The 20,259-nt window shown below is 71.9% G+C and carries 17 protein-coding genes; 9 read left to right on the top strand and 8 right to left on the bottom strand.

Features of this window, described 5'->3' with window-relative positions:
* Positions 1-91 precede the first annotated feature (91 nt).
* The 3 genes from ACPCJR_RS24500 to ACPCJR_RS24490 form a co-directional block, all read right to left on the bottom strand.
* Positions 92-835 carry a Crp/Fnr family transcriptional regulator gene (locus ACPCJR_RS24500; RefSeq protein ID WP_391515821.1) on the bottom strand — a complete coding sequence of 248 codons (744 nt, stop codon included), beginning with the start codon at positions 833-835 and terminating at the stop codon, positions 92-94.
* Positions 836-865: 30 nt separating this feature from the next.
* Positions 866-1,102, bottom strand: a complete 237-nt coding sequence (locus tag ACPCJR_RS24495) for a DUF6894 family protein (RefSeq protein WP_391515823.1) — start codon at positions 1,100-1,102, stop codon at positions 866-868.
* 79 nt (positions 1,103-1,181) lie between these two features.
* Entirely contained in the window at positions 1,182-2,132 is a 951-nt protein-coding gene (locus ACPCJR_RS24490) for a LysR family transcriptional regulator (RefSeq protein WP_391515825.1), read from the bottom strand.
* 96 nt (positions 2,133-2,228) lie between these two features.
* Here ACPCJR_RS24490 and ACPCJR_RS24485 point away from each other — a divergent pair, with 96 nt between their 5' ends.
* On the top strand, positions 2,229-2,480 hold the full coding sequence (locus ACPCJR_RS24485; RefSeq protein WP_391515826.1) for a hypothetical protein: 252 nt from the start codon (positions 2,229-2,231) through the stop codon (positions 2,478-2,480).
* Positions 2,481-2,601: 121 nt separating this feature from the next.
* On the opposite strand, the gene ACPCJR_RS24480 is transcribed toward ACPCJR_RS24485, so the two are convergent.
* The 5 genes from ACPCJR_RS24480 to ACPCJR_RS24460 form a co-directional block, all read right to left on the bottom strand.
* Positions 2,602-3,579: a LysR family transcriptional regulator gene (locus ACPCJR_RS24480; RefSeq protein WP_391515828.1), complete on the bottom strand. Its 978-nt coding sequence runs from the start codon at positions 3,577-3,579 to the stop codon at positions 2,602-2,604.
* 829 nt (positions 3,580-4,408) lie between these two features.
* Positions 4,409-4,957: a PAS domain-containing protein gene (locus ACPCJR_RS24475; RefSeq protein WP_391515830.1), complete on the bottom strand. Its 549-nt coding sequence runs from the start codon at positions 4,955-4,957 to the stop codon at positions 4,409-4,411.
* Positions 4,958-5,631: 674 nt separating this feature from the next.
* Positions 5,632-6,222 carry a YcbK family protein gene (locus ACPCJR_RS24470; RefSeq protein ID WP_391515831.1) on the bottom strand — a complete coding sequence of 197 codons (591 nt, stop codon included), beginning with the start codon at positions 6,220-6,222 and terminating at the stop codon, positions 5,632-5,634.
* Positions 6,219-7,352: a type IV secretory system conjugative DNA transfer family protein gene (locus ACPCJR_RS24465; protein ID WP_391515833.1), complete on the bottom strand. Its 1,134-nt coding sequence runs from the start codon at positions 7,350-7,352 to the stop codon at positions 6,219-6,221. The genes ACPCJR_RS24470 and ACPCJR_RS24465 overlap by 4 nt, the downstream gene beginning before the upstream one ends.
* Positions 7,349-7,483, bottom strand: a complete 135-nt coding sequence (locus tag ACPCJR_RS24460) for a hypothetical protein (protein WP_391515835.1) — start codon at positions 7,481-7,483, stop codon at positions 7,349-7,351. The genes ACPCJR_RS24465 and ACPCJR_RS24460 overlap by 4 nt, the downstream gene beginning before the upstream one ends.
* Positions 7,484-8,072: 589 nt before the next feature.
* On the opposite strand from ACPCJR_RS24460, the gene ACPCJR_RS24455 reads away from it, so the two are divergent.
* The 8 genes from ACPCJR_RS24455 to ACPCJR_RS24420 all read left to right on the top strand — a co-directional run bounded on the left by ACPCJR_RS24455 (position 8,073) and on the right by ACPCJR_RS24420 (position 20,245).
* Positions 8,073-9,014, top strand: a complete 942-nt coding sequence (locus tag ACPCJR_RS24455; RefSeq protein ID WP_391515836.1) for a DotH/IcmK family type IV secretion protein — start codon at positions 8,073-8,075, stop codon at positions 9,012-9,014.
* A gap of 188 nt (positions 9,015-9,202) precedes the next feature.
* The gene (locus ACPCJR_RS24450; protein WP_391515838.1) at positions 9,203-10,534 is read left to right on the top strand and encodes a DotG/IcmE/VirB10 family protein; all 1,332 of its coding nucleotides are present in this window, start codon (positions 9,203-9,205) and stop codon (positions 10,532-10,534) included.
* A 42-nt stretch (positions 10,535-10,576) separates the two neighbouring features.
* Positions 10,577-11,833 carry an FHA domain-containing protein gene (locus tag ACPCJR_RS24445; RefSeq protein WP_391515840.1) on the top strand — a complete coding sequence of 419 codons (1,257 nt, stop codon included), beginning with the start codon at positions 10,577-10,579 and terminating at the stop codon, positions 11,831-11,833.
* A gap of 26 nt (positions 11,834-11,859) precedes the next feature.
* Positions 11,860-13,197 (top strand): type VI secretion system baseplate subunit TssK, encoded by a 1,338-nt coding sequence (tssK, locus tag ACPCJR_RS24440; RefSeq protein ID WP_391515842.1) that lies wholly within the window; start codon positions 11,860-11,862, stop codon positions 13,195-13,197.
* Positions 13,198-13,390: 193 nt separating this feature from the next.
* Entirely contained in the window at positions 13,391-14,827 is a 1,437-nt protein-coding gene (gene icmH, locus ACPCJR_RS24435) for a type IVB secretion system protein IcmH/DotU (protein ID WP_391515843.1), read from the top strand.
* Complete coding sequence (gene tssM / locus ACPCJR_RS24430) at positions 14,824-17,691, top strand: type VI secretion system membrane subunit TssM (protein WP_391515845.1); 2,868 nt, start codon at positions 14,824-14,826, stop codon at positions 17,689-17,691. Before icmH ends, tssM begins: the two co-directional genes overlap by 4 nt.
* Entirely contained in the window at positions 17,688-19,184 is a 1,497-nt protein-coding gene (gene tagF / locus ACPCJR_RS24425) for a type VI secretion system-associated protein TagF (protein ID WP_391515847.1), read from the top strand. The genes tssM and tagF overlap by 4 nt, the downstream gene beginning before the upstream one ends.
* On the top strand, positions 19,181-20,245 hold the full coding sequence (locus ACPCJR_RS24420) for a protein kinase domain-containing protein (RefSeq protein ID WP_391515849.1): 1,065 nt from the start codon (positions 19,181-19,183) through the stop codon (positions 20,243-20,245). Before tagF ends, ACPCJR_RS24420 begins: the two co-directional genes overlap by 4 nt.
* Positions 20,246-20,259: the final 14 nt, after the last annotated feature.

Below are 20,259 nucleotides of genomic sequence, written 5' to 3'. Positions count from 1 at the left end.
TCACACGGTAGCGCTTGTGCATGCCGCCCTCCTGACTTCAAGAGACAGGAGACTCGCGCCAACAAGCCCACACCGCAAGCGGGACAGAGCACTAGGACGCGGTCTGGACCCGCTTCAGGTGCAGATAGGTGGGATCGAACTCGGCCGCCTCGGCGAGGCGCTTCCAGTCGTGGATGATCAGGAGGCGGTCCCGCAGCGTGATGAGCCCCTCGGTCCGCAAGGCCTTCATCACCCGGCTGACATGCACCGTCGTCAGGCCCGTGGCATCGGCCAGATCCGTCTGCCGCAGGGGCATGGGGCAGCGCAGATCGGCCGCGAGGCCGACCGCCTCCTGCCGCAGGTAGAGTTCGCAGAAGAGGTGCGCGATCCGGCCATAGGCCGAGCGGCGTCCCATCGCCGTGATCCAGATGCGGAAGATCCCGGCATCGACCAGCGTCTCGCGCCACAGGAGGGCGGCCACGTCGGGATAGGTTCCGGTCAGACGCCGCAGGCTCTCATGCGGAATGAGGGCGAAGGTGCAGGGCGTCAGGGCCGCCAGGCTGTGATCGAGCACGCCCAGATGCAGGCTCTGCAGGTCCGGCACGTCGCCGACGACGTGGAAGGACAGGATCTGGCGGCGGCCCTCGTCGAGCAGCTTGTAGCGGTAGGACCAGCCCTCCACGATCAGGCCGCACTGCGCCGGCCGCTCGCCGTCCTGGACGAGGTCCTGGCCGGGAACGATGAGCCGGATGGTGGCCGGCAACCGCCGGATCGCCTGCCGCTCCTCGTCCGTGAGGGTCGAGGTGCTCTCCAGCTTGCGGATCAGGTTTTCGAGCGCGTCGGGGGCTGCGGACATGAGAGTGTTCTGTGGCCTCGATCCCGATCGTCAAGGAACCCAGCCGCTCGTGAGGCTCAGAGTGGCCTCGTAGATCAATCGGCCGGTCTCGTCGCGCACCCTGGCCTTGAAGACGTGGTCGTTGCCGTTGGGCAGCATGTCCTGGGCCAGCTGCGTGAGCGTGGCGATGGCTTCCCTCCGGGCGCACTCCCGATCGACGAGCGGAACGCCGTCGTCATCGCGCAGATCGCGCACGCCATCGTCGATGTCGAAGAAGAAGCGAGGCACGGTGTTCTCCTGCGGAACAGTCCGGCAACCGCGCGTGATGCGGGCCGGTTCTCCCGCGCCCGCTCGCGGGCACGGCGCGTCAGCCCGGCACGCGGCCGATGCGCAGACGCAGGTCGGATTGGCGCAGGGCCACGATGGTCTCCCGCAGCCAGCGCTGGCTCGGCACGTCGTCGTTGGAAGAGTGCCAGATCATCGAGATGGACACGTCCGGCAGCGCGATCGGCGCCGGGCTCACGGTCAGCCCCATGCTCTCCGCGAAGAACCGTGCGAGCCGGGAATGCATCGTGGCGATCACCGGCGCCTGCCGGACCACGAACGGCATCGCCGAGAAGCGCGGCGAGGTCAGGGCGATGACGCGCTTGCGGCCGATCTTGGCCAGCGCGTCGTCCACGACGCCGTGGGCGCTCTCCACGAGGCTCGTAAGCAGGTGGGGAATCCGTACGTAATCGTCGAGCGAGATCGGCGCGGTGACCCCGACGAGGTCCGCGTTGAAGATGCAGAGGTAGTTCTCCTTGTTCAGGATGCGGCGCTTGTGGTGCGTCTGCCCCTGTTCGAAGACGCCGATCCCGAGATCGACCCGTCCGGAATCGAGGTCGTCCAGGATGCGGTTGCGATCGACTGTGTGCAGCAGAAGCTTCACGCCCGGCGCGTTCGCCTGAAGGTGCGCGATCAGGATCGGCATCAGCAGCACCTCGGTCGAGTCCGGGATGCCCAGGGTGAAGGTGATGTCGGCGGTGGCGGGATCGAAGGCGGCGGGCCGTGCGGTGATCTGCTGGATCTGCGCCAGCGCCTCCTGCATCGGGGCGAGGAGGGCGAGGGCGCGGGGCGTGGGCCGCATGCCCTCGGGGCCGCGCGTCAGCAGCTCGTCCGAGAAGGTCGTGCGCAGGCGCGCCAGGGCATGGCTCATGGCCGACTGGCTGATGCCGATCCGCACCGCTGCCCGGGTCACGCTCCGCTCCGTCAGCAGCGCATCGAGGGCGACGAGCAGGTTCAGATCGAGCCGGGAAAGATGCACGTGATCGATACGCATTATGAAATCGATCCATTTGCTTCATGAGGTAGGACTGAGCACATTCCCTCTCATCAAGCGACGGATTTTCCGCCGCCGACAGAAGAGGTTGAAGAGATGTCCAGACGTATCGCCCCGCTCGCCGCCGCCGCCCTGACCCTCGCGCTCCTCGCGCCGGTCTCCGCGAACGCCGCGGAACCGGCCGCCGTGCACGGTGTCAAGACCGTCGGCGCGCTCACCCTGGAGACGCAGGGTCTCGCGACCAATGACGTGCTGGTCCACCGCCAGGGCGGCTTCGCCGTTCCCGGTGCCGTTCAGTGGATCAGGACCCCCGTCGATCAGCAACCGATCAGGCAGGCGGCCTTCTGATCATGGCGGCCCGCTCGACAGCCGCCCGCAACCCGCGGGCGGCAGCGACGGAACGACGAGAGCCGTGCCCGACCCTCCCGGATCGGTGCACGGCTCTCGGTTTTCGGCCCGAGGCGCGCTTTCAGGCGGATTTGGAAAGCCCGACGCCTCGATCGACCAGCCCGGACTTGCGCGCGCTCGCCTTCCGCTCCGCGTCCTCGGCGGCCAGGATCGCCGGCAGGCGCTTCATGGCGAAATCGATGAAGCTGCGCGACTTGGCCGGCAGCAGGCGCGAACTCGTGACGATGTAGATCGGCGTCGGCGGCAGCTCCCATTCCCGCAGCAGCGGCATCAGCCGGCCCTGGGCCACCTCGCGTGCGACGCTGAGGCGGTGGGTGGCGACGATGCCGTGCCCGGCCAGGGCGAAGGAGCGGGCGAGGCTCGGCGAATTGCAGGACATCGGACCGTTGACCGTCACCGGAACCGTCTGACCGCGGCGGGTGAACGACCAGGTCGGGCCGGTGCCGAGCGCCGGAACGATGGCCCGGTGATCCGAGAGGTCGCCGGGCGCCTCCGGCCAGCCATAGGTTTCGAGATAGGCCGGCGCGGCGAACAGCCCGTCCTCGACCTGGGCCACCTTGCGCATGATCAGCGAGGTCGCGCGCGGCTCCTCGGCCGTCACCGCCAGATCGAACTGGTCGCCGAGCGGGTCGTTCTGCGACGGCTTCAGCTCGACATGGACCTGAACGTGCTCGTGGTCGGCCGAGAATTCCGTGATGACGCTCGACAGGTGCTGGAGCAGCCAGAAATCCGGCGGAGCGGCGATCTTGAGCAGGCCGCTCGCCCCCTTGGCCTCGGCAACCAGATCGTCGAAGGCGCGGTGCGCGTCCTCGACGAGGCGGGTCGCCTGCGCGAAGTAGATCTCGCCGTAGGAGGTGAGCGACAGCTTGCGGGTGGTGCGGTCGAGCAGGCGCATGCCGACCGTCTGCTCGAAGGTCGCGATCCGGCGCGAGAGCGATGAGATCGGCATTCCCAGTGTTGCCGCGGCCTGGCTGAAGCTGCGCCGCCTGGCCACCTCGACGAACAGGGCCATGTCGCGCAGCAGCTGAGAATTCGGCATGTCTTCCGTTGCTCGCTTCCGATCGCCGCCGGCGGCTCTTCCTCCGTTCCCCCGAAATCGGCAGTCCTTTGCCTGTCCGTCAGACGGGACGGGCAGGCTGTGTCTACCAAGGGTCCCGCCGGGCATCATGGCGAGAGGGAGTGCTCCGACCGACTAAGCTGAGTTTGAGGCATCCATAAGCTTCGGTATCGGATCGAAACGCCCAGAGCCAGCACAGTTTCGTGCTTCGAAAGCGCACATCCGGCATTTTCATGCAAAAAGGCAGCGGAAAATATCTTTCCGCCCGGTTATGTAAAAAATAATCCAGAGGAATGGGAAAATTTGTCCTGGCCACGATCCGATCATATGACAGGAAAAGCCTCGACCGGCTTTTAGAATCGGACCTGCGGCCGATTGATTGCCTCTGCTCGCGCGAATTAACTTATGCTTGTCTCGGAGGGCTGGGCGGCGCTCAGAGCTTCGTATTCAAAATACGATGGGCAGCCATGCGCTGCGTAAAGAGCCGCGTGGACATTGGACGGCCCTTGAGCGAAAAGCGGCTAAGCCTCCGATTGCGCACAATTAAACCGTGTGTCTGCCGCTCGTTTCTCCCTTTACGGAACGTTCTACGTGAGCCGAAACCGTATGACCGGGTCCGAACTCCTCTTCCGCGCCGCCGACGCCACTTGGCGGTCCGAGGCCGCACGTATTCTGCGCCGGGAGGAGACGGATCTCGGATTGGCCCTACTGCCGGAGGCGCGTGGGGAGCCCGGAACGCTGCTGCGCGCCGCCTTCGAGGTGCGGGAACGCGCCTATGCCTCGTGGCGCCAGGGGACGGTCGAGGCGGGGATCAGTGAAACCGGTTCGGTGATTCCGTTTCCGTCCGCGCGCGCGACAGAGCCTGTCCGACGGCTCGGAGTGCGCGGTCGATAGAGGCGGCCACCTCCTCGCCGCATCCTTCGGTGACGGCCCGTGCCGCGATCAGGTGGTCGGCGGCGATGTCGAGCTTGGACTGGGGCGCGGCCCCCTCCGGCTCCTGCCCGGGCTTGAGCGAGCCGATCTCCACCTTGGCCGTCAGGTTCGGCACCCCGTCCTCGTATTGGCTGACCAAGCCGAGGAAGCCGAGAAAATCGTGGGTGAGCGGCGTGAACGAGGGGGAGGCCGCGCCGAGGATCCAGGCGTAGCTGCCATCGCTGCGGCGTATCCGGTAGCGTAGCAGGAATTCGATGCGCCGCCGGCAGGCCTCGGCGAAGCCGCCCACGATCAGGTCGCGGTCATCGGGATGCACCACCGCGATCCAGCCGTTTCCGAGGGTTTCGGCCGGGCTTTGTCCCGTCAGGACCTGCCAGCCCGAATGGACGTAGAGGAGCTGGCCCTTCTCGTCGGAGACCCAAATCATGCTCCGCTCCCTCGCGCACGGCTGAATCCAGGAAGAGCGTCGGTCATCTCTCCCGCCGAACCAACCGCCCTGTGGATGGAAAGTGCAAAGGAGCGCGATTTCGGACGGCAACCCGCATCGCGCGCGGCGAACAACTGGTGGCGCGCAAACTTGTTTGGTCTGTGCCGCGGGCGACCACGACGACCCGTGCGCATGCCTGGCACTGTGTCGAAAGTGGCCGCCGGCATGCGGTGGTCATTTCGGTTGGCTCCGGCAAGCGTCAACTTGCCGAAATCAATGACTGCGCGTTCGACTGCACGCTTCCTTCCGTCATGGGCCACACCCATCGTGGTCGGTCACCGGGAGGCGTCCATTCCTTGTTTCGAAGCCGAAAATCCAACCTTTCAAGATTGGCTCGCTGGTGGTGGCCCGTTCGGCCTGGCGCCATTTTTGAGCAAAACCTTGTCCCGTTTCCCTTATAGGGACAGCCAAGGGCGCTCACGCATCAGTCTGCTTCGAATATCTTGAGTCTTCGGCCTTGGTTTCCGATGGTCTGGGATAAATTTGCTTTTCTCTGCATGTGGACGATGCGTCACTCCTTGTCGCACTACAAACACCATGCTTCGGGAAATGCATGCCAAATCGGTACGCCGAAGGGGCGCCCCTGCGATTGCCGAACGTCCAAGGAGGTGGCGTCAGCGGAGAGGCGGACGCTCGATCCAGGTCCGGCGCCGCCAGACGTCGAGATGCGTGAAGGTGTCGTAGAGGCCGATCCCACCCTCGGAGAAGAAACCGGCGGCGAGCGCCACGGCGCGCGGCGGATAACCCGGCATCTGCACGTCGGCGGCGTAGCCGTAGAGGTGCATGGAGGTGCGCGCGGCGTTCTCGAGGGATGCGTTGTGCCCGGGCGTGCGGTAGCCGCTCGTGACCGTCAGCGGGAGCGCCGCCCCGTGCACGGCCGACATGCTCGCTTGCACGCCCGCCAGGAGATCGAACAGACGCGGCTCCATCCAGACGGCCCGGTCGTCGTCGCGGATGTCGCGCATGAACCAAGACAGAAGCAGGATCTGCGTCCTGTCGTAGCCATCCGCATCGCGGAAGCGGCTGAGCACCTCCGAACCGTCCGGGCGCACCAACCAGAGGCGGTCGCGGCCCGCGGGCGCGGCGCGCAGCGGCTCGACCGCTGCCGCCACGGCCCGGTCGAGACCCGCCGCGAGGCCGACGCCGCCGAGCAGGGCGCGGCGCGTGAGGCCGGCGCGCGTGGGGCCGGCGGCGGAGCCGCTCACCGGAACGCGGCCGGCGAGGCCGCCCGGAACTTCGGGCTGACGGTCAGGCTGACCGTGCGCTCGCCGACGAAGGCGCGCTCGCCCCCGGAAGCGACCCGGACGGTGCGGGCGGTGCGGGCAACCACCGGCAGGCTCACCGCGCCGCTGCGGGCGAGGTCGTGATAGCGGCCCATGCCGGCGAAGTCCCGGTCGAGCCGGTTGAAATTCGCGGTGAAGCTCGCCCGCGCCTCGGCGATGCCGACCGTGAGGCCCGATTCGAGGGCGATGCCCCAGACGCCCTCCTCGGTCGAATCCTCCGGCCGCACCGCCGCAGCCGGGCCCGAGGGGGCCGCCGGCACGCCGGTGTTGTAGAGGTAGTCGCGCCAGTTCGGCGGCCGCAGCGCGAGGCGGGCCGGGCGGGCGATCTCGAACGCACCGAGCGTCAGATAGAGCCGGCGGTCACCCCTGCGCTCCGCGAGCCTGTTCACCTCGGTGATCACCGGAGGAATCAGGGTGCGGTCGATCATCAGCGGTTCGAAATCGTAGCGCCGGTCGAGTTCGGCTCCATAGGCGCCGTCGAGTTCCGCGTTGATCCGCGCGGTCTCCTCGGCGAAGCCCTGGCGGATGCCGACGCCCCGGGCGGCCTGGGCCAGCACCTGCTGGCGGATGTCGCCGTTCTTCGAGAGCAGACCGCCGTAGCGGCCGTAGATCGGCGAGCCGGGATCCTGCAGCAGCTCGTAACTCGTGTTGGGATCGGGGGTCGGCAGCGTCGCCGCGCCGCTTCCGCCGGGTCCGCCACCACCGCCACCGGGCCCGCCACCGCCACCGCCGCCGGACCCTCCACCGCCACCGTTACCGGACCCGCCACCGCCGCCGGACCCGCCACCGCCGAGGAGTCCCTGCATCGGCGTCGCCCCCGCGCGGCTCGCGATGTTGGGATTGTTCTGCCCCTGGGCGATCGGGTTGAGGCCGGGATTCTGGGTCTGGTAGGGCGGATAGAAGCCGCCGTAGCCGTAGGGGATCACGGGAGGACCGAACAGGAATCCGGGTGGGGGCGGCACCTGGGTTGCCGCGACGATCGGGTTCAGCTGGGCCAGGGCCGGCCCGCCGCCGAGTGTCGCGAGGACGGCGGAAAGGACCGCCCGCCTCACAGACCGCGCCGGCCCATCTCTTCCTTCAGGAAGGTTCGCGTGCTCTCCGGCGATCCGGAGCGCCCCGCGAGAGAGCAGGCCTGCAGGGAGAGCGCGCAGGAGAGAGCGAGAACCAGCCATAACGACTTCATGTCCGATCTTTCCGCCTACCAGAAGTTTTGTCATGGTCGCTCGCTCCGGTCGCCGTCAATCGATCGATCCGGGCCGATCCGGCGTGATCCACCGTCTGTTGCGCGTCGGTCACACGGTTGCCGCGCGAGGGGCGCTTCGGCAGACCATCTCGCCACAGAACTGGTCATTCTGTCACTTATATTGGTAAAAGAAGCGGTGTGATCCGAGCAGCATTGCATTATGTCGCCCTGAGGCGGCACAGTCCCGCGCCACGGCGGATCGGGCAGGGGCGGACGAGGCCGGCAGATGAGACGGATTTCGGCGGCGGGATTGATCGCCCTGTCGGCGGCGCTAGCCTCCGGAGACGGGCCGGTCGCGCAACCACTGCGCGTATCGCAGAGCCAAGGAAGTGCCGCGGCAACGCCGGCGCCGTCGGCGCGCGCGGCCCCGGGCGCTGCTCCGCAACAGCCGGCCCAGGCTCAGCCCCCGCAGGCCCCAACGCCGCAGAATCCACCGGCCCAGGCGGCGGGCGGCGGAAGCGGCACCGCGTCCACGCCACCGCCGCCGCGCGAGCTGACGCCCGCGGAGATCTCGGCGCTGCAGAGCGTGATGACCGACCGTTCCGGCGGCGCGATTCTGACTCCGGGCAATGTCGGGGCGATCCGCAACCGGGTGATCGACGCCCAGAGCGCCGCCACCGCCGCCGGCTACTCGGACGAGCCGCCGCCCAAGGTACGGCCCCGGCTGATGAGCGTGCAGCCCCAGGTGGACATGAGCGCGCCGCAGACCGTCCACCTCGCCTTCGGCATGGTGACGCCGATCACGATTCTCGACGCGGGCGGGCGGCCCTGGCCGATCACGGCCTCCGCCTACGACCCGCGCATGTTCTCGGTCGATGGCGGCGGCTGCGGCGGGCAGGCCGCCGCGCCGGGCGAACGGCCGACGACGATCCACATCATGCCCTGCCGGGTCTCCACCTACGGCAACATCTCGATCACCCTGGAGAACTACCCCCTTCCGATCGTCCTGATCGTGCGGAGCGGCGGTCGCGGGGTCGAGGCGGTGGATCTGCCGGTCACGATCGAGGTGCGCGGGCGTGCCGCCCCCGCCCGCACCGCCGAAGCCGAGCCCCCCGCCCTGACGAGTGCCGCCGCCGCGAGTGCCGCGATCCGGCCGCCGGACGCGCGCCAGATCCCGCCCGGCCGCCACACGGCGCTGGCGGCTGCGCCGGCGGGGCCGGTGCGCACCATCGCGGCGCGGACGGGGCGCGGCGGGAGCGGACACGATCCCGACCGGCTGATGGACGATTTCGGCCTCGGCACGCCGCCGCGCGGTGCCGTGCGGCTCCAGGCCGACGATGCCGCCGTCACGGCCTGGAGCTACGGCGGCCGGCTCTACGTCCGCGGGCCGGTCATCGTGGTGAACCCGGTGCAGGACGCGATGGCCCAGACCCCGGACGGGATGCGGGTCTGGCGCTTCGACCGGCCGGTGCCGCGCCTTCTCGTCACCGATGCGGACGGGCGCGAGCGGGCCGTCACGATCGAGTTCTAGAGCATCGTCCCGAAAGGTGGCCGCCGGCTTTCGGAAAAAGACGATGCGAAACAAGAGGCTAGACCATCGTTCCGGCAGGTGGCCGCCGGCCTTCAAAAAATGACGATGCATGAACGGGGACCCGGAGCGTCGTCCTCGATCGAAGATCCGGGACGACGCTCCAGCACCACCGACGGGAGGGTTTCGGGATGCCGACCATCGCACTGATCCTCGCCGCCGCGCTCGCCGGGCCGGCGGACGGGCTGGTGATGCGGACGCAAGCGGAGGGGGCAGAGGCGGCCGCGGTCCAGCCCGCGCCGCAGGCCGCCGCTCCCTTCGTGCAGCCGCCGCTCCCGGGACAGGCCCCGGCCGCGCCCAGCGTAGTCTACCAGGGACCGCCGGGACAGGCCCTGTCCGATCCGGCGATCGAGGCGCGCATCAACGCGCAGATCCAGGCCCTGATGACCCCTCCGAGCGGCGGCTTCACGGTGCAGCGCTACGCGCGGCCGGAGAACGGTTCGGGTGGTGCCGCATCCTCCGGCACGGCCGGCGGTGGGCTGTCGCGCCCGGCGGCTCCTCTGCAGCAGGCGGCCTACCCGCAGGCCGGCGGCGCGGGCGGCTTCCCGGGCCAGGGCATGCCGAACCAGGGCGGCTTCGGACAAGGCGGAGCGGGCTCGGGTGGTCCGGGGTTCGGCGCTCAGGGTCAGTCCGGCTTCGGGCAGCCCGGTCATTCCGGGCAGGCCGGCTATCCGAATCCGGGCGGCTTCCCGCAGGGTCAGGGCGGCTTCGGCGGGCCCGGCGGGGCGCAGGGCGGCTACCCCGGCCAGACAGGGGGCTACGGGGCGGGGGGACCCGGGGGCGGCGGCTTCGGGGGCAGGCCCGGCGAGCGGCTCTACGCCGTGGCCCGGGCGGGTGACACCGTCTACGCCTCGCTCGATCAGGGCTTCAACTCGGACGATCCCCAGGCGCCGATCTTCGCCACGGTCTACGACGTGGACGGGGCGGGGCAGTCCGGCCCGCTGCACGGTGTCCGCCTGATCGGGCAGATCGTCTACAGCACGAATCAAGCCGCGATCCAGTTCACGCAGATCGTGCTCGTCGACGGCCGCCAGTACCCGCTCAAGGCCTACGCGATCTCCCCGCGCGACGCCCGGACCGGCGTCTCGCGCGATGTCGACGACCATGCCTTCGAGCGCTTTGCCGGGCTCTTCGCGGGCGCGCTGATCCAGGGCGCCGGCCAAGCCGGGCAGCTCCTGCTGCAGACGAACCGCAACTTGGTGATCGACCCGGTGACGGGCTTCGCGGCCTCGTCGCCCGGCGGCGGCCTGCGCACGCAGGCCGCCCTCGGCGCCCTGCTGCCGCTCGGCCAGACCGCGACCGCGGTGGGTGCGCAGAACTTCAACAAGCCGGCCACCATCGCGGGGGCGCCGGGCCTGCCGATCGGCGTGGTGTTCTTGGAGCCGCCGGCCCTGCCGCGGGACGCGATCACCGTCGGTGCGCCGGGCTCCCGACGGCCGGCCGGGATCTCACGCCTGAATTGAGCCGAGCCGGATCGGCGAGACCGCGAGAACTTCAGTGGCGCGATGACATTCCTGCTTCGGATCCTGCAAGCGCCGGGCGGTGTTCCGGAGGCCGGCGCGCGGCGTCTCGATCCCGGCGCCGGCCCGCTCACGATCGGGCGGGGCTCCGACAGCGACTGGATGCTGCCGGACCCGGAGCGGCACATTTCCAAGGTGCATTGCCGGATCGAACCCGGGGCGGACGGCCTCTACCTCGTCGACCTGTCGAGCAACGGCGTGTTCCTCGCCACCGAGGCGCGGCCGGTGGGGCGCGGCAACCGCCGGGCCCTCGACGCGGGCGACAGCTTCCGGATCGGCGATTACCGCATCGGGGTCGCGCGCGAGGCGCCGGAGGGCTCGCCGGGCGTGGGCGATGCGCCCGCCCCGGTCGCGGTCGGCATCTCCGCGATCCTCGACGGCACGAGCGAGGGGCACGAGCAGCGCGCGGCCCGCAGCCTCTCGGCTCCGGCGAGCGACTGGCTCGCCACGGTGCCGGGCGGCGCGGCCGAAGCGCAGGTCGTGCTGCCCTATGGCTGGCAGGGGCCGCCGGCCACGGACCTCACCGAACTGCCCGAGGCGCAGGCGGAGAGCGTCAGCGATTTCGCCGGCCGCAGCGAGCATGTCGCCCCGATCAACGAGGCTCTGCACCTCGCCGAGCCCCGGGTCCTGCTGCCATCCAACTGGAATCTCGGGACAGCCGCCGGGTCCTCCCCCAGCGGCACGTCGAAACCGGCAGAACCGGACTGGGCCGAGGCTTGCGCCACCCTGATCGAGGGGACGGGCCTCGGCGGCCTCGCACGGCAGACGGACATCGTATCGGGGGCCGCCGACCGCGACGCCCTGGTTCGGGCAGGCCAGCTCCTGCGCCGCCTCGTCGATGTGCTGGCGACGGTCGAGGCGGTGCAGCGCACCACCGAGCGGGATCTCGGCCTCGCCGAGCGACCCTCGGGCGCCGACCTGCCGGGTCTCGTGGCGGACCTCATCGCGGCGGGCGACGCGGAATCGGGCGATCGTCTGGTCGCACGCCTCGCGGACGTGGCGCGCGACGCGCGGGCGCTCGGCGTCGCGGTGGCCGAGGCCGCCGACGCGGTCGGAGCGCAGATTCAACCCGAGGCGATCGAGGACGCCGCCCGGGAGGGCACGCGGCTCGCGGTCGGCCCGCTGCTCAAGGCGGCCTGCTGGGAACGCTACGCCGCCGTCCACGCCAACCTCACGGGCGGGGCGGGCGCCGCCGACGCCGTCCTCGCCACCCTGCGCCGTCTCTACGGCCGCAGCGCCTGACATCCGACAGCGATCCCGGAGCCCCGATGCTGAACGAGAACCGCGTGGTCTGGTCGGAGGGCATGTTCCTCCGGGTTCAGCACTTCCAGCAGGCCGACCGCTGGACCGAGCGCTTCGTGCGCGGCCTGACCCGCGACCTGATTCCCTACCCCTGGGGCTTTTCCGAGATCGGCATCAACCGCGAGCTGCTCGGGGTGGGCCGCTTTGCCCTCTCGCATGCCCGCGGCATCTTCCCGGACGGCACGCCCTTCGAGGCGCCGGGCGACGCCGACCTGCCGCCACCCCTCGAATTGCTGCCGGGCACGCGCGAGGTGACGATCCATCTCGCGCTGCCGATGCGCCAGCCCGGCAGCCCCGAGGTCGGGGCCGACCGGCGCGAGGACGTGGCCGCCCGCCTTCGGCGCACCGCCTACGACGCGCCGGACGCCAACGGCGACGGCTTCGCCACCGCGAGCCTGGAGGTGGGCCGGCTGCGCCTCTCCTACGCGCCATCGGACGGGCCGCTCGCCGGCACCGAGCGCCTGCCCGCCGCGCGCGTCGTCGAGGTCCGCTCGGATCTCACGGTGGTGCTGGACGAGAAGTTCGTGGCGCCCTGCCTCAACTGTGCCGCGGAGAGCCCGCTCGCCGCCCTGGTGGCCGAGTTGCAGGGGCTGGTCTCGCACCGGGCCGAGGCGCTCGCCGCCCGCATCGCCGACCCGACCGTGCGCGGCACCGCCGAGATCGCCGACTTCCTGCTGCTCCAGGCGCTCAACCGGGCCGAACCGCTGCTGCGCCACGCCAGCGCCCAAGCGGGCCGTCTCCACCCGGAGGCTTTCTACGGGTTCTGCCTCGCGCTCGCGGGCGAGATCGCGACCTTCACGGCGCCGTCACGCCGCGCGACGCAGTTTCCCGATTATCGGCACGACGACTTGGCCGGCACCTTCGCCGCGGTCTTCGCCGACCTTCGCGCGGCGCTCTCCGCCCTGCTGGAGCAGATTGCCGTGGCGATCGACCTGCAGGAGCGCCGTCACGGCGTGCGGGTGGGCGCGATCAACGACCGGGCTCTGCTGCGCGGGGCCGGCTTCGTCCTCGCCGTGCGCGCCTCGCTGCCCGCGGAGAACCTGCGCCGCGCCCTGCCGAACCAGATCAAGATCGGCCCGGTCGAGCAGATCGCCCAACTCGTCAACGTGGCGCTGCCGGGCATCGGCGTGCGTCCGCTCGCGGTCGCGCCGCGCCAGCTCCCCTATCGCGGCGGCACCACCTATTTCGAACTCGACACCACCAGCCCCCTCTGGCGCGAGCTGGAGCAGTCGAGCGCGATCGCGATCCACGTCGCCGGAAACTTCCCCGATCTCGATCTCGAACTCTGGGCGATCAAGGGATAGCGGCGCGTCTCTCAGGACGACGCACGACTCCCCACCCCGGCGCCGGACACCGGCTCCGTGACGCCGAGCGGGCCTTGTGCGGTTCTTTCCCGTTCTGGTAGCGGCCAAGTCGCAAAAATATCCTAAGTTTCATCTCCGGATGCGAGCCGTGCGGGAGCGGGGGCGGGGCGATGAGGATGAGTCGGAGAGGGCGATGATGGAGGCGGATCCGCGCGCGTTCGACTCCGAATCGACGGTGGTGAAGCCGACGCCCGGCGGGGTGCGGGCGGCACCGGTGCTGCGGGTCGATCCGCCGGCCGCTCCGCCGCCCGAGCCCGGCGCGCGAGAGCCCGAGGCCGGCGACTTCGCCCGCACCGGGATGCCGCCGATGGTCGAGGCGGCACTGCCGCTGCTCAGCCTGATCGCGCGGCTGCGCGCCCTGTCCGGCGCGCCCGACCTTGAGGCCCTGCGCCTGCGCGTGATCGCCGCCGTGAAAGCCTTCGAGGCGGCGATCCTCGGCGTCGCGGTGACCCGCGAGCGGGCGCAGGCGGCCCATTACGCGCTCTGCGCCACGATCGACGACGTGATCCTCAACGCCTCCTGGGGCGCCTACAGCGTTTGGGCCCGCCAGGGCATGGTCTCGACCTTCCACACCGACGTCACCGGCGGCGAACGCTTCTTCGATCTGCTCGCCCACCTGCACAAGGATCCGGGCTCGAACCGGGACGTGCTGCTCCTGATGTATCACTGCCTTTCCCTGGGCTTCGAGGGGCGGATGCGGGTGCACCCCCAGGGGCATCTGGAGATCGGGCGCATCCGCGAGGGCCTCTACCGGACGCTGCGCGGCGAGGCCGAGCGGGAGTTGTCGCCGACGTGGCGCGGCATCGACGCGCGATTGACCGAGACCGGCAGCCGGCGCCTGTTCTGGGCGGCGGCGGGGCTCGCGGTCCTGGCGCTCGCGGGCCTCTACCTCCTGCTGCAGACGGCGGTGAACCGGCGCTCCGACGCGACCTTCGCGGCCTTCATCGCCGCACCGCCGAACGCGCCGCCCAGCCTGCACCGCGAGCGCGCGGCCGCCCCCGAACAGCCGCCGGAGACGAAGCCGGCGAAGGCCGAGAGCACCCTGTCCGACAGCCTGCGGCAGGTGCTCCGGCGCGAGATCGACGACGGGACGCTCGACGTCGTGCCCAACGGCAACGGCGCCACCCTGCGCATCCGCAACGCCGGCCTGTTCGACAGCGGCAGCGCCGAGGTCTCGCCGGGCTTCGTCGCCCTGTTCGAGCGGATCGGCCGGGCGCTCCGCAACGACGACGTGACGGTTCAGGTGATCGGCCACACCGACAACGTGCCGATCCGAACCGTGCGCTTCCCCTCGAACTACGAGCTGTCGGTGGCCCGCGCCGAGGCGGTGGCGGCGATCCTGGCCAAGTCCGTCGGCACCGACGCGATCCGCGCGGAGGGGCGCGGCGAGGCCCAGCCGGTCCGCCCGAACGACAGCGCGGAGAACATCGCCCTCAACAACACCCGCGAGGGTCGGGCCCAGAACCGGCGCACCGAACTCGTGATCCGCCGCAACGACCCGGGCCGGGAGGCGCCCCCCGAGGGAGGCGGACAGGCGGCCGGGGACGAGTCCGCGGGAGGCGCGCCGTGAACATCCTCAACTGGATCTACGAGATCCGCTCCTACGCCACGACCTATGCGGGCAAGGTCAAGGCGTGGTGGCTCGTCGCGCTGATCTGGGCGCTGGTCGCCGCCTGCGTGGTGTTCTTCTACGGCGAGGCCGTCTCCTTCGGGACATGGCGTCCGTTCGCGGCCATGCGGACGCGGCTCTACGCCGTCGCCGCGATCGCCGCCGCCTACGTCGTCTACTGCCTCTACCACCTGATCCGCGGGCGCCGCCGCGACCGGGCGCTGATCGACGCCGTCTCCGAGGCCGACCCGGCCCGGGCGGCGCAGGACGACGTCGCGGAGCTGCGCGCGCGGCTGCGCGACGCCCTGAAGCTCCTGCGCCGGACCATGGGCCGGCAATCGGTCTACGCCCTGCCCTGGTACGCGCTGATCGGGCCGCCGGGCTCGGGCAAGACCACGGCCCTGCGCAATTCCGGCCTGCGCTTCCCGCTCGCCGACAGCGTCGGCGAATCGGTCTCGGGCGTGGGCGGCACCCGGCACTGCGACTGGTGGTTCACCGACGACGCCATCCTGATCGACACCGCCGGCCGCTACACCGCGCAGGAGGGCGACGGCGAGGCCGACGCGGCGGGCTGGCAGGGCTTCCTCAAGCTCCTGCGCAAGCACCGTCGCCGCCAGCCCCTCAACGGCGCCATCGTGATGGTGGGCGTCGACACACTGATCCAATCCTCCGCGCCGGAGCGGCTCCACCACGCCCGCACCATCCGCAAGCGCCTGCGCGAGCTCGACGCGGCCTTCGGCCTGCGGGTGCCGGTCTACCTCGTGCTCACCAAGGCCGACCGGCTCGCCGGCTTCCAGGCCTTCTTCGAGGATCTGCCCAAGAGCGACCGCGAGCAGGTCTGGGGCGCCACGCTCGGGCCCCCGAAGGGCGGCACCGAGGGCCGGGACCTCGCCGACCGGTTCGGCCACGCCTTCGACGGGCTGGTGGCGCGTCTCAACGACCTCCTGCTGAAGCGGCTCCAGGACGAGACCGATCCGGAGCGGCGCGCTCAGATCTTCGCCTTCCCGAGCAAGCTCGCCCTGTTGGCCGAGCCCCTGCACGAGACGGTGGGCGAGATCGCCGCCGCCTCGCGCTTCGACCCGCCCCCGCGCATCCGCGGACTCTACCTCGCCTCGGCCGAGCAGGACGGCGCCGTCCTCGACCTCGTCAGCCGCACGGCCAGCCGCCACTTCGCCCTCGACCTGCCGCGCTTCGGCCCGACGGGGGCGGGCGGGCACCGCAGCTTCTTCCTGGCGCGGCTGTTCCGGGACGTGATCTTCAACGAAGCCAACCTCGTCTCGACCAACCCGGTGACGGAGCGCCGCCGGGCCATCCTGCGCCGGGTCGCGGGCGGGCTGGCCGCCGCCCTCGTGCTGGGTCTGACGTTGGTCTGGCTGGCCGCCTACCTGCGCCAGGAGAGCCGACTGGCCGACACGGATGCGCGGCTCGCGCGCTACACCGCCCTGGCCGCCGCCCTGCCGGTGGAGGCGGTCGCCGATGCCGACTTCGTGCGCGCCGACGCCGTGCTGTCCGGCGCCCGCGACGCCGCCGCGGCCTACGCGCAGGATTCGACGCCGCGCCTCCTCGCCGCCTTCGATCAGGAGGCGAAGGTGCGTGCGGGCCAGAGCAATCTCTACGAGCGGGCGCTGAACGGCTACCTGCTGCCGCGCCTCCTCGTCGCGCTCGGCACCGACCTGCGGCGCGGCGCGGCGGGCGGCGACCGGGCCGCGGAGAGCGGGGTGGACAGGCAGGGGGAGCGGGCCGGCGAGAAGCCTGTCGGGAAAGCGGGAGAAAAGCCCGCCCCGGGGGCGCGGGCCGCTGCGCTGTCGGCCGCTTCCGAGCCGCCCGCTCGGCCGAAGAAACCGCGGAGCCGGCAAGGGGAGACCAGCGCGGACACCACCCCGGAGGCCGCGCCGCCGGCCTCACCGACCCTGCAGGAGACCCTGCGCCTCTACCTCATGCTCGGCGGCGAGCAGAGTCTGGACCGGACCTTCGCCGCCGAGCGCCTCGCGGGGCTGTTCGCCCGGCTCCATCCGGACGAGGCGCAGGCTCCGCTGCGGGCGAGCCTCGACGGCCACGTGGCCGCGCTCCTCGCCCGCCCGCTCGTCCCGATCGACCTCGACCTGGACCTCGCGGCCCGGGCCCGCGACCGGGCCGACCTGCGCGACCTCGCCGGGCGCTGGGCCGAGGCCGGCGGCGAGCGGGCCTGCCGGGCGGCGACCGAGCGGCGCTATCCCTTCGACCGCGCCGCGAGCGCCGAGACCAGTCTGCACGATTTCACCGCCCTGTTCGGGCCGGACGGCCTGTTCCCCCGCTTCTTCCGCGACCACCTCGCGGATGCCGTCGACACCGAGGCGGAGCCCTGGCGCTGGCGCAACGGAGAGGGCGACGCGGCCCTGCTGCGCAGCTTCGCGGCGGCGGACGAGATCCGCCGGGCCTTCTTCCAGGACGGCGAGGCCCGGCCCGCGGTGAGCTTCGAGGTGACACCCCTGCGTCTCGACGCGGAGGCCAGCGCCGCCTCCCTGATCAGCGACGGGCAGGAGGTGGCCTATACCCGCGGCAGCGCGCGGCCGTTGCGGCTGACGTGGCCGGGCAAGGGGCAAGGGAGCCCGGCCGCGCGGGTGACGGTGCAGCCGGGCCCCTCCGAGGCCGTGTCCTTCACCGGGCCGTGGGCGCTGTTCCGCCTCGTCGATGCCGGGCGGGCCGAGCCGGCGGGCGGCGACCGGGTGCGGCTCGCCTACAGGGCGGGCGGGCGCGAGGCGAGTTTCGAACTGCACAGCCTCGCGCGGGCGAATCCTTTCGCGCGCGACACCCTGCGGGCCTTCCGCTGCCCGAGGTTCCCGTGACGGAGCGGCGCCCGGCCGCCAAGGCGGCCACGGTCGCGGAGCCCGCGGCGGTCGGGTTCTTCGGCAAGGTCCCGACCCGGGGCGACTTCGTCAGCCGGCGGCTCGGCGGCGCCCTGCACGGGGCGCTCGACCAATGGCTGTCGCGGGCCGTCGTGGCGAGCCGCCGCCAGCTCGGCGAGGCGTGGCTGCCGGCCTATCTCGTCGCCCCGGTCTGGCGCTTCGTCCTCGGCGGCGGCACGATGGGACCGCACCCGGTCGTCGGCGTGCTGATGCCCTCGGTCGACCGGGTCGGGCGCTACTTCCCGCTGGTGCTGGCCGCCGAGATGCCGGGCCTCGCCGATCCCTGGCGCCTGTTCCGGCTGGCCGAGGACTGGTTCGACGCGGCGGAGGCGCGGGCCCGCGCCTGCCTCGACGACGATTTCGACTTCGACGTGTTCGAGAGAGGGCTGAACGCCTTCGGCCCTCCCGGCATCCCGCCGGAGGCACCGGACAAGAGCGGGCCCTGCCGCTTCGGCCTCGACGGCGAGGCCGGCCTGATCCGGGCCTATGCGGACGCGGTCGAAGGGGTTCTCGCGGGTTCGCAGCCCGCCTTCACGCTGTGGTGGACGAAGGGCTCCGAGGCGGTGGCGCCCTCGCTCCTGCTGCACCGGGGGGCGCCCGCGCCCGAGCAATTCGCCGCCCTGCTCGACGGGCGCTGGCAGGATTGGGGCTGGCAGAACTGGCACGGCCCCGTTGGCGGGCCGGCGCAGGCGCCGTCCGTCCCGCCGGCCGTGCCCGAGGCGAAGCCCACCCCGTCCCCCGAGACCGCATTCCGGCTCGTCGGCGCGGCGCGCTCGCACCAGGGCACCCGCCGCAGCCGCAACGACGACGTGATCGTGGCCCGGCCGGATCTCGGCCTCTGGGCGGTGGTGGATGGGGCCGGCGGCCACGCCGCCGCGGATCTCGCCGCCGCGGCGGTGGCCGAGCGGCTCGGCGCCTTTCCCGTCGGCCTCGGCGCCGCCCCGGCCCGCGCCGAGATCGAGGCTCTGCTGCGGGAGGCCAACGCGGCCCTGCGCGCCCGCGCCCGGCGGCTCGGGCCCGACGCGATCGTGGCCGCGGTCGTCGTCGTCCTGCTGGTGCGCGCCGGCCGCTACGCCGTCGCCTGGGCGGGGGACGCCCGCGCCTACCTGCTGCGCGGGCGGACGCTCACGCCGCTCACCCGCGACCACGCCACCCGCGAGGGCCGTAAGGTCGTCACGCGGGCGGTGGGCGCCGAGGACGCCTTCGCGCCCGAATGGGTGGACGGCGCGGTGCGGCCCGGCGACCGCTTCGTGCTGTGCAGCGACGGACTCGTCGGGGCGCTGGGCGAGCGCGCTCTCGCCCAGGTGGCCGGCCACGGCAGCCCGTCCGCGGCCGTGGCCAGCGCCATCGACGACGCCCTGATCGCCGGCGCCCGCGACAACATCTCGGCCGTCGTGGTCGATGCGGCGGGGGACGAGGGCGAGGCCCGATGAGCCGGGAGGACGAGGCGGCGCGGCGCGAAACCCTGCGGGTGCAGGTTCGCCTCGACGCCCTGGTCGGCGCGATCCTGCGCGGCGGTGACGGCCAGCCTCGCCCGGAGGCCGAGCGCCGCGCCCTGCTCGACGCCGCCCGCGCGGCCCTCGACCGGCTCGGCGACGGGGCTGTGCCCACCGCGGACGCCCTCGATCCCGGCGATGCCTCGTTGGTGCCCGAGACGGTGATCGCCAACACCTACACGGTGCGCGAGCGCGTCGGGCGCGGCGGGCTCGCCGAGGTCTACCGGGTGCGCCACCGCGACCTGCGGGAGGACCACGCCGCCAAGATCCTGCGCCCCGAGCGCGCGCTCGACCCGGTGCTCGCGCGCCTGCACGTCGGCGAGGCCCGCGCCCTGTTGGGCCTCGACCATCCGGCGATCCCCCGCGCCCGCGAACTCCTGCGCCACGGCGACGGTCGCGCGGTGATCGTGATGGACCTCCTGCACGGCGAGACCCTGGCCGAGGCGATCCGCGCCCGCGGGGCCCTGCCGCTCGAATCCGTCACGGCGCTCGCCCGGCGGCTCGCCGGGGCGCTCGCGGCCGTCCACGCCGCCGGGCTGGTGCACGGGGACGTCTCGCCGGAGAACGTGATGCTCTGCGGCGGACCGGAGGGCGCGACGCTGATCGATTTCGGCGTGGTGCGCCGGGCGGGCGAGACGATCCCGGAGGTCGAGTTCGCCGGCAAGTGGTCGGTCGCCGCCCCCGAACAGCTCGCCGGCCGGCCCGGCGGCCCGGCGGCCGATCTCTACGCCCTCGGCCTGCTGCTGGCCGCCGCCGCCCGCGGCGAGCGCCTGGGGCTGGGGCGGGACCGCGAGAGCGCCCGGACCGCCCGCGCGAGCCTGCCGGATCCCGGGATCGGCGGGCGGCTGGAGCGGGTCGTGCGCGCGCTGCTCCGGGCCGACCCGGAGAAGCGGCCCGGTGCGGAGGAGGTGGCGCGGCGCCTCGATGGGACGCCGCTCTCCCGCTTCTTCGAACGCATGGTTTCGTCACGTTTCTCGAAGCCTACAAGGGTCTTGTAGTGCCATTAAGTGAT

It is taken from the genome of Methylobacterium sp. NPDC097929 (assembly GCF_049543375.1).
GTDB lineage: Bacteria > Pseudomonadota > Alphaproteobacteria > Rhizobiales > Beijerinckiaceae > Methylobacterium.
The sequence above is the reverse complement of the archived record's forward strand: the minus strand, read 5'-3'. Positions and strand labels throughout refer to the sequence as shown.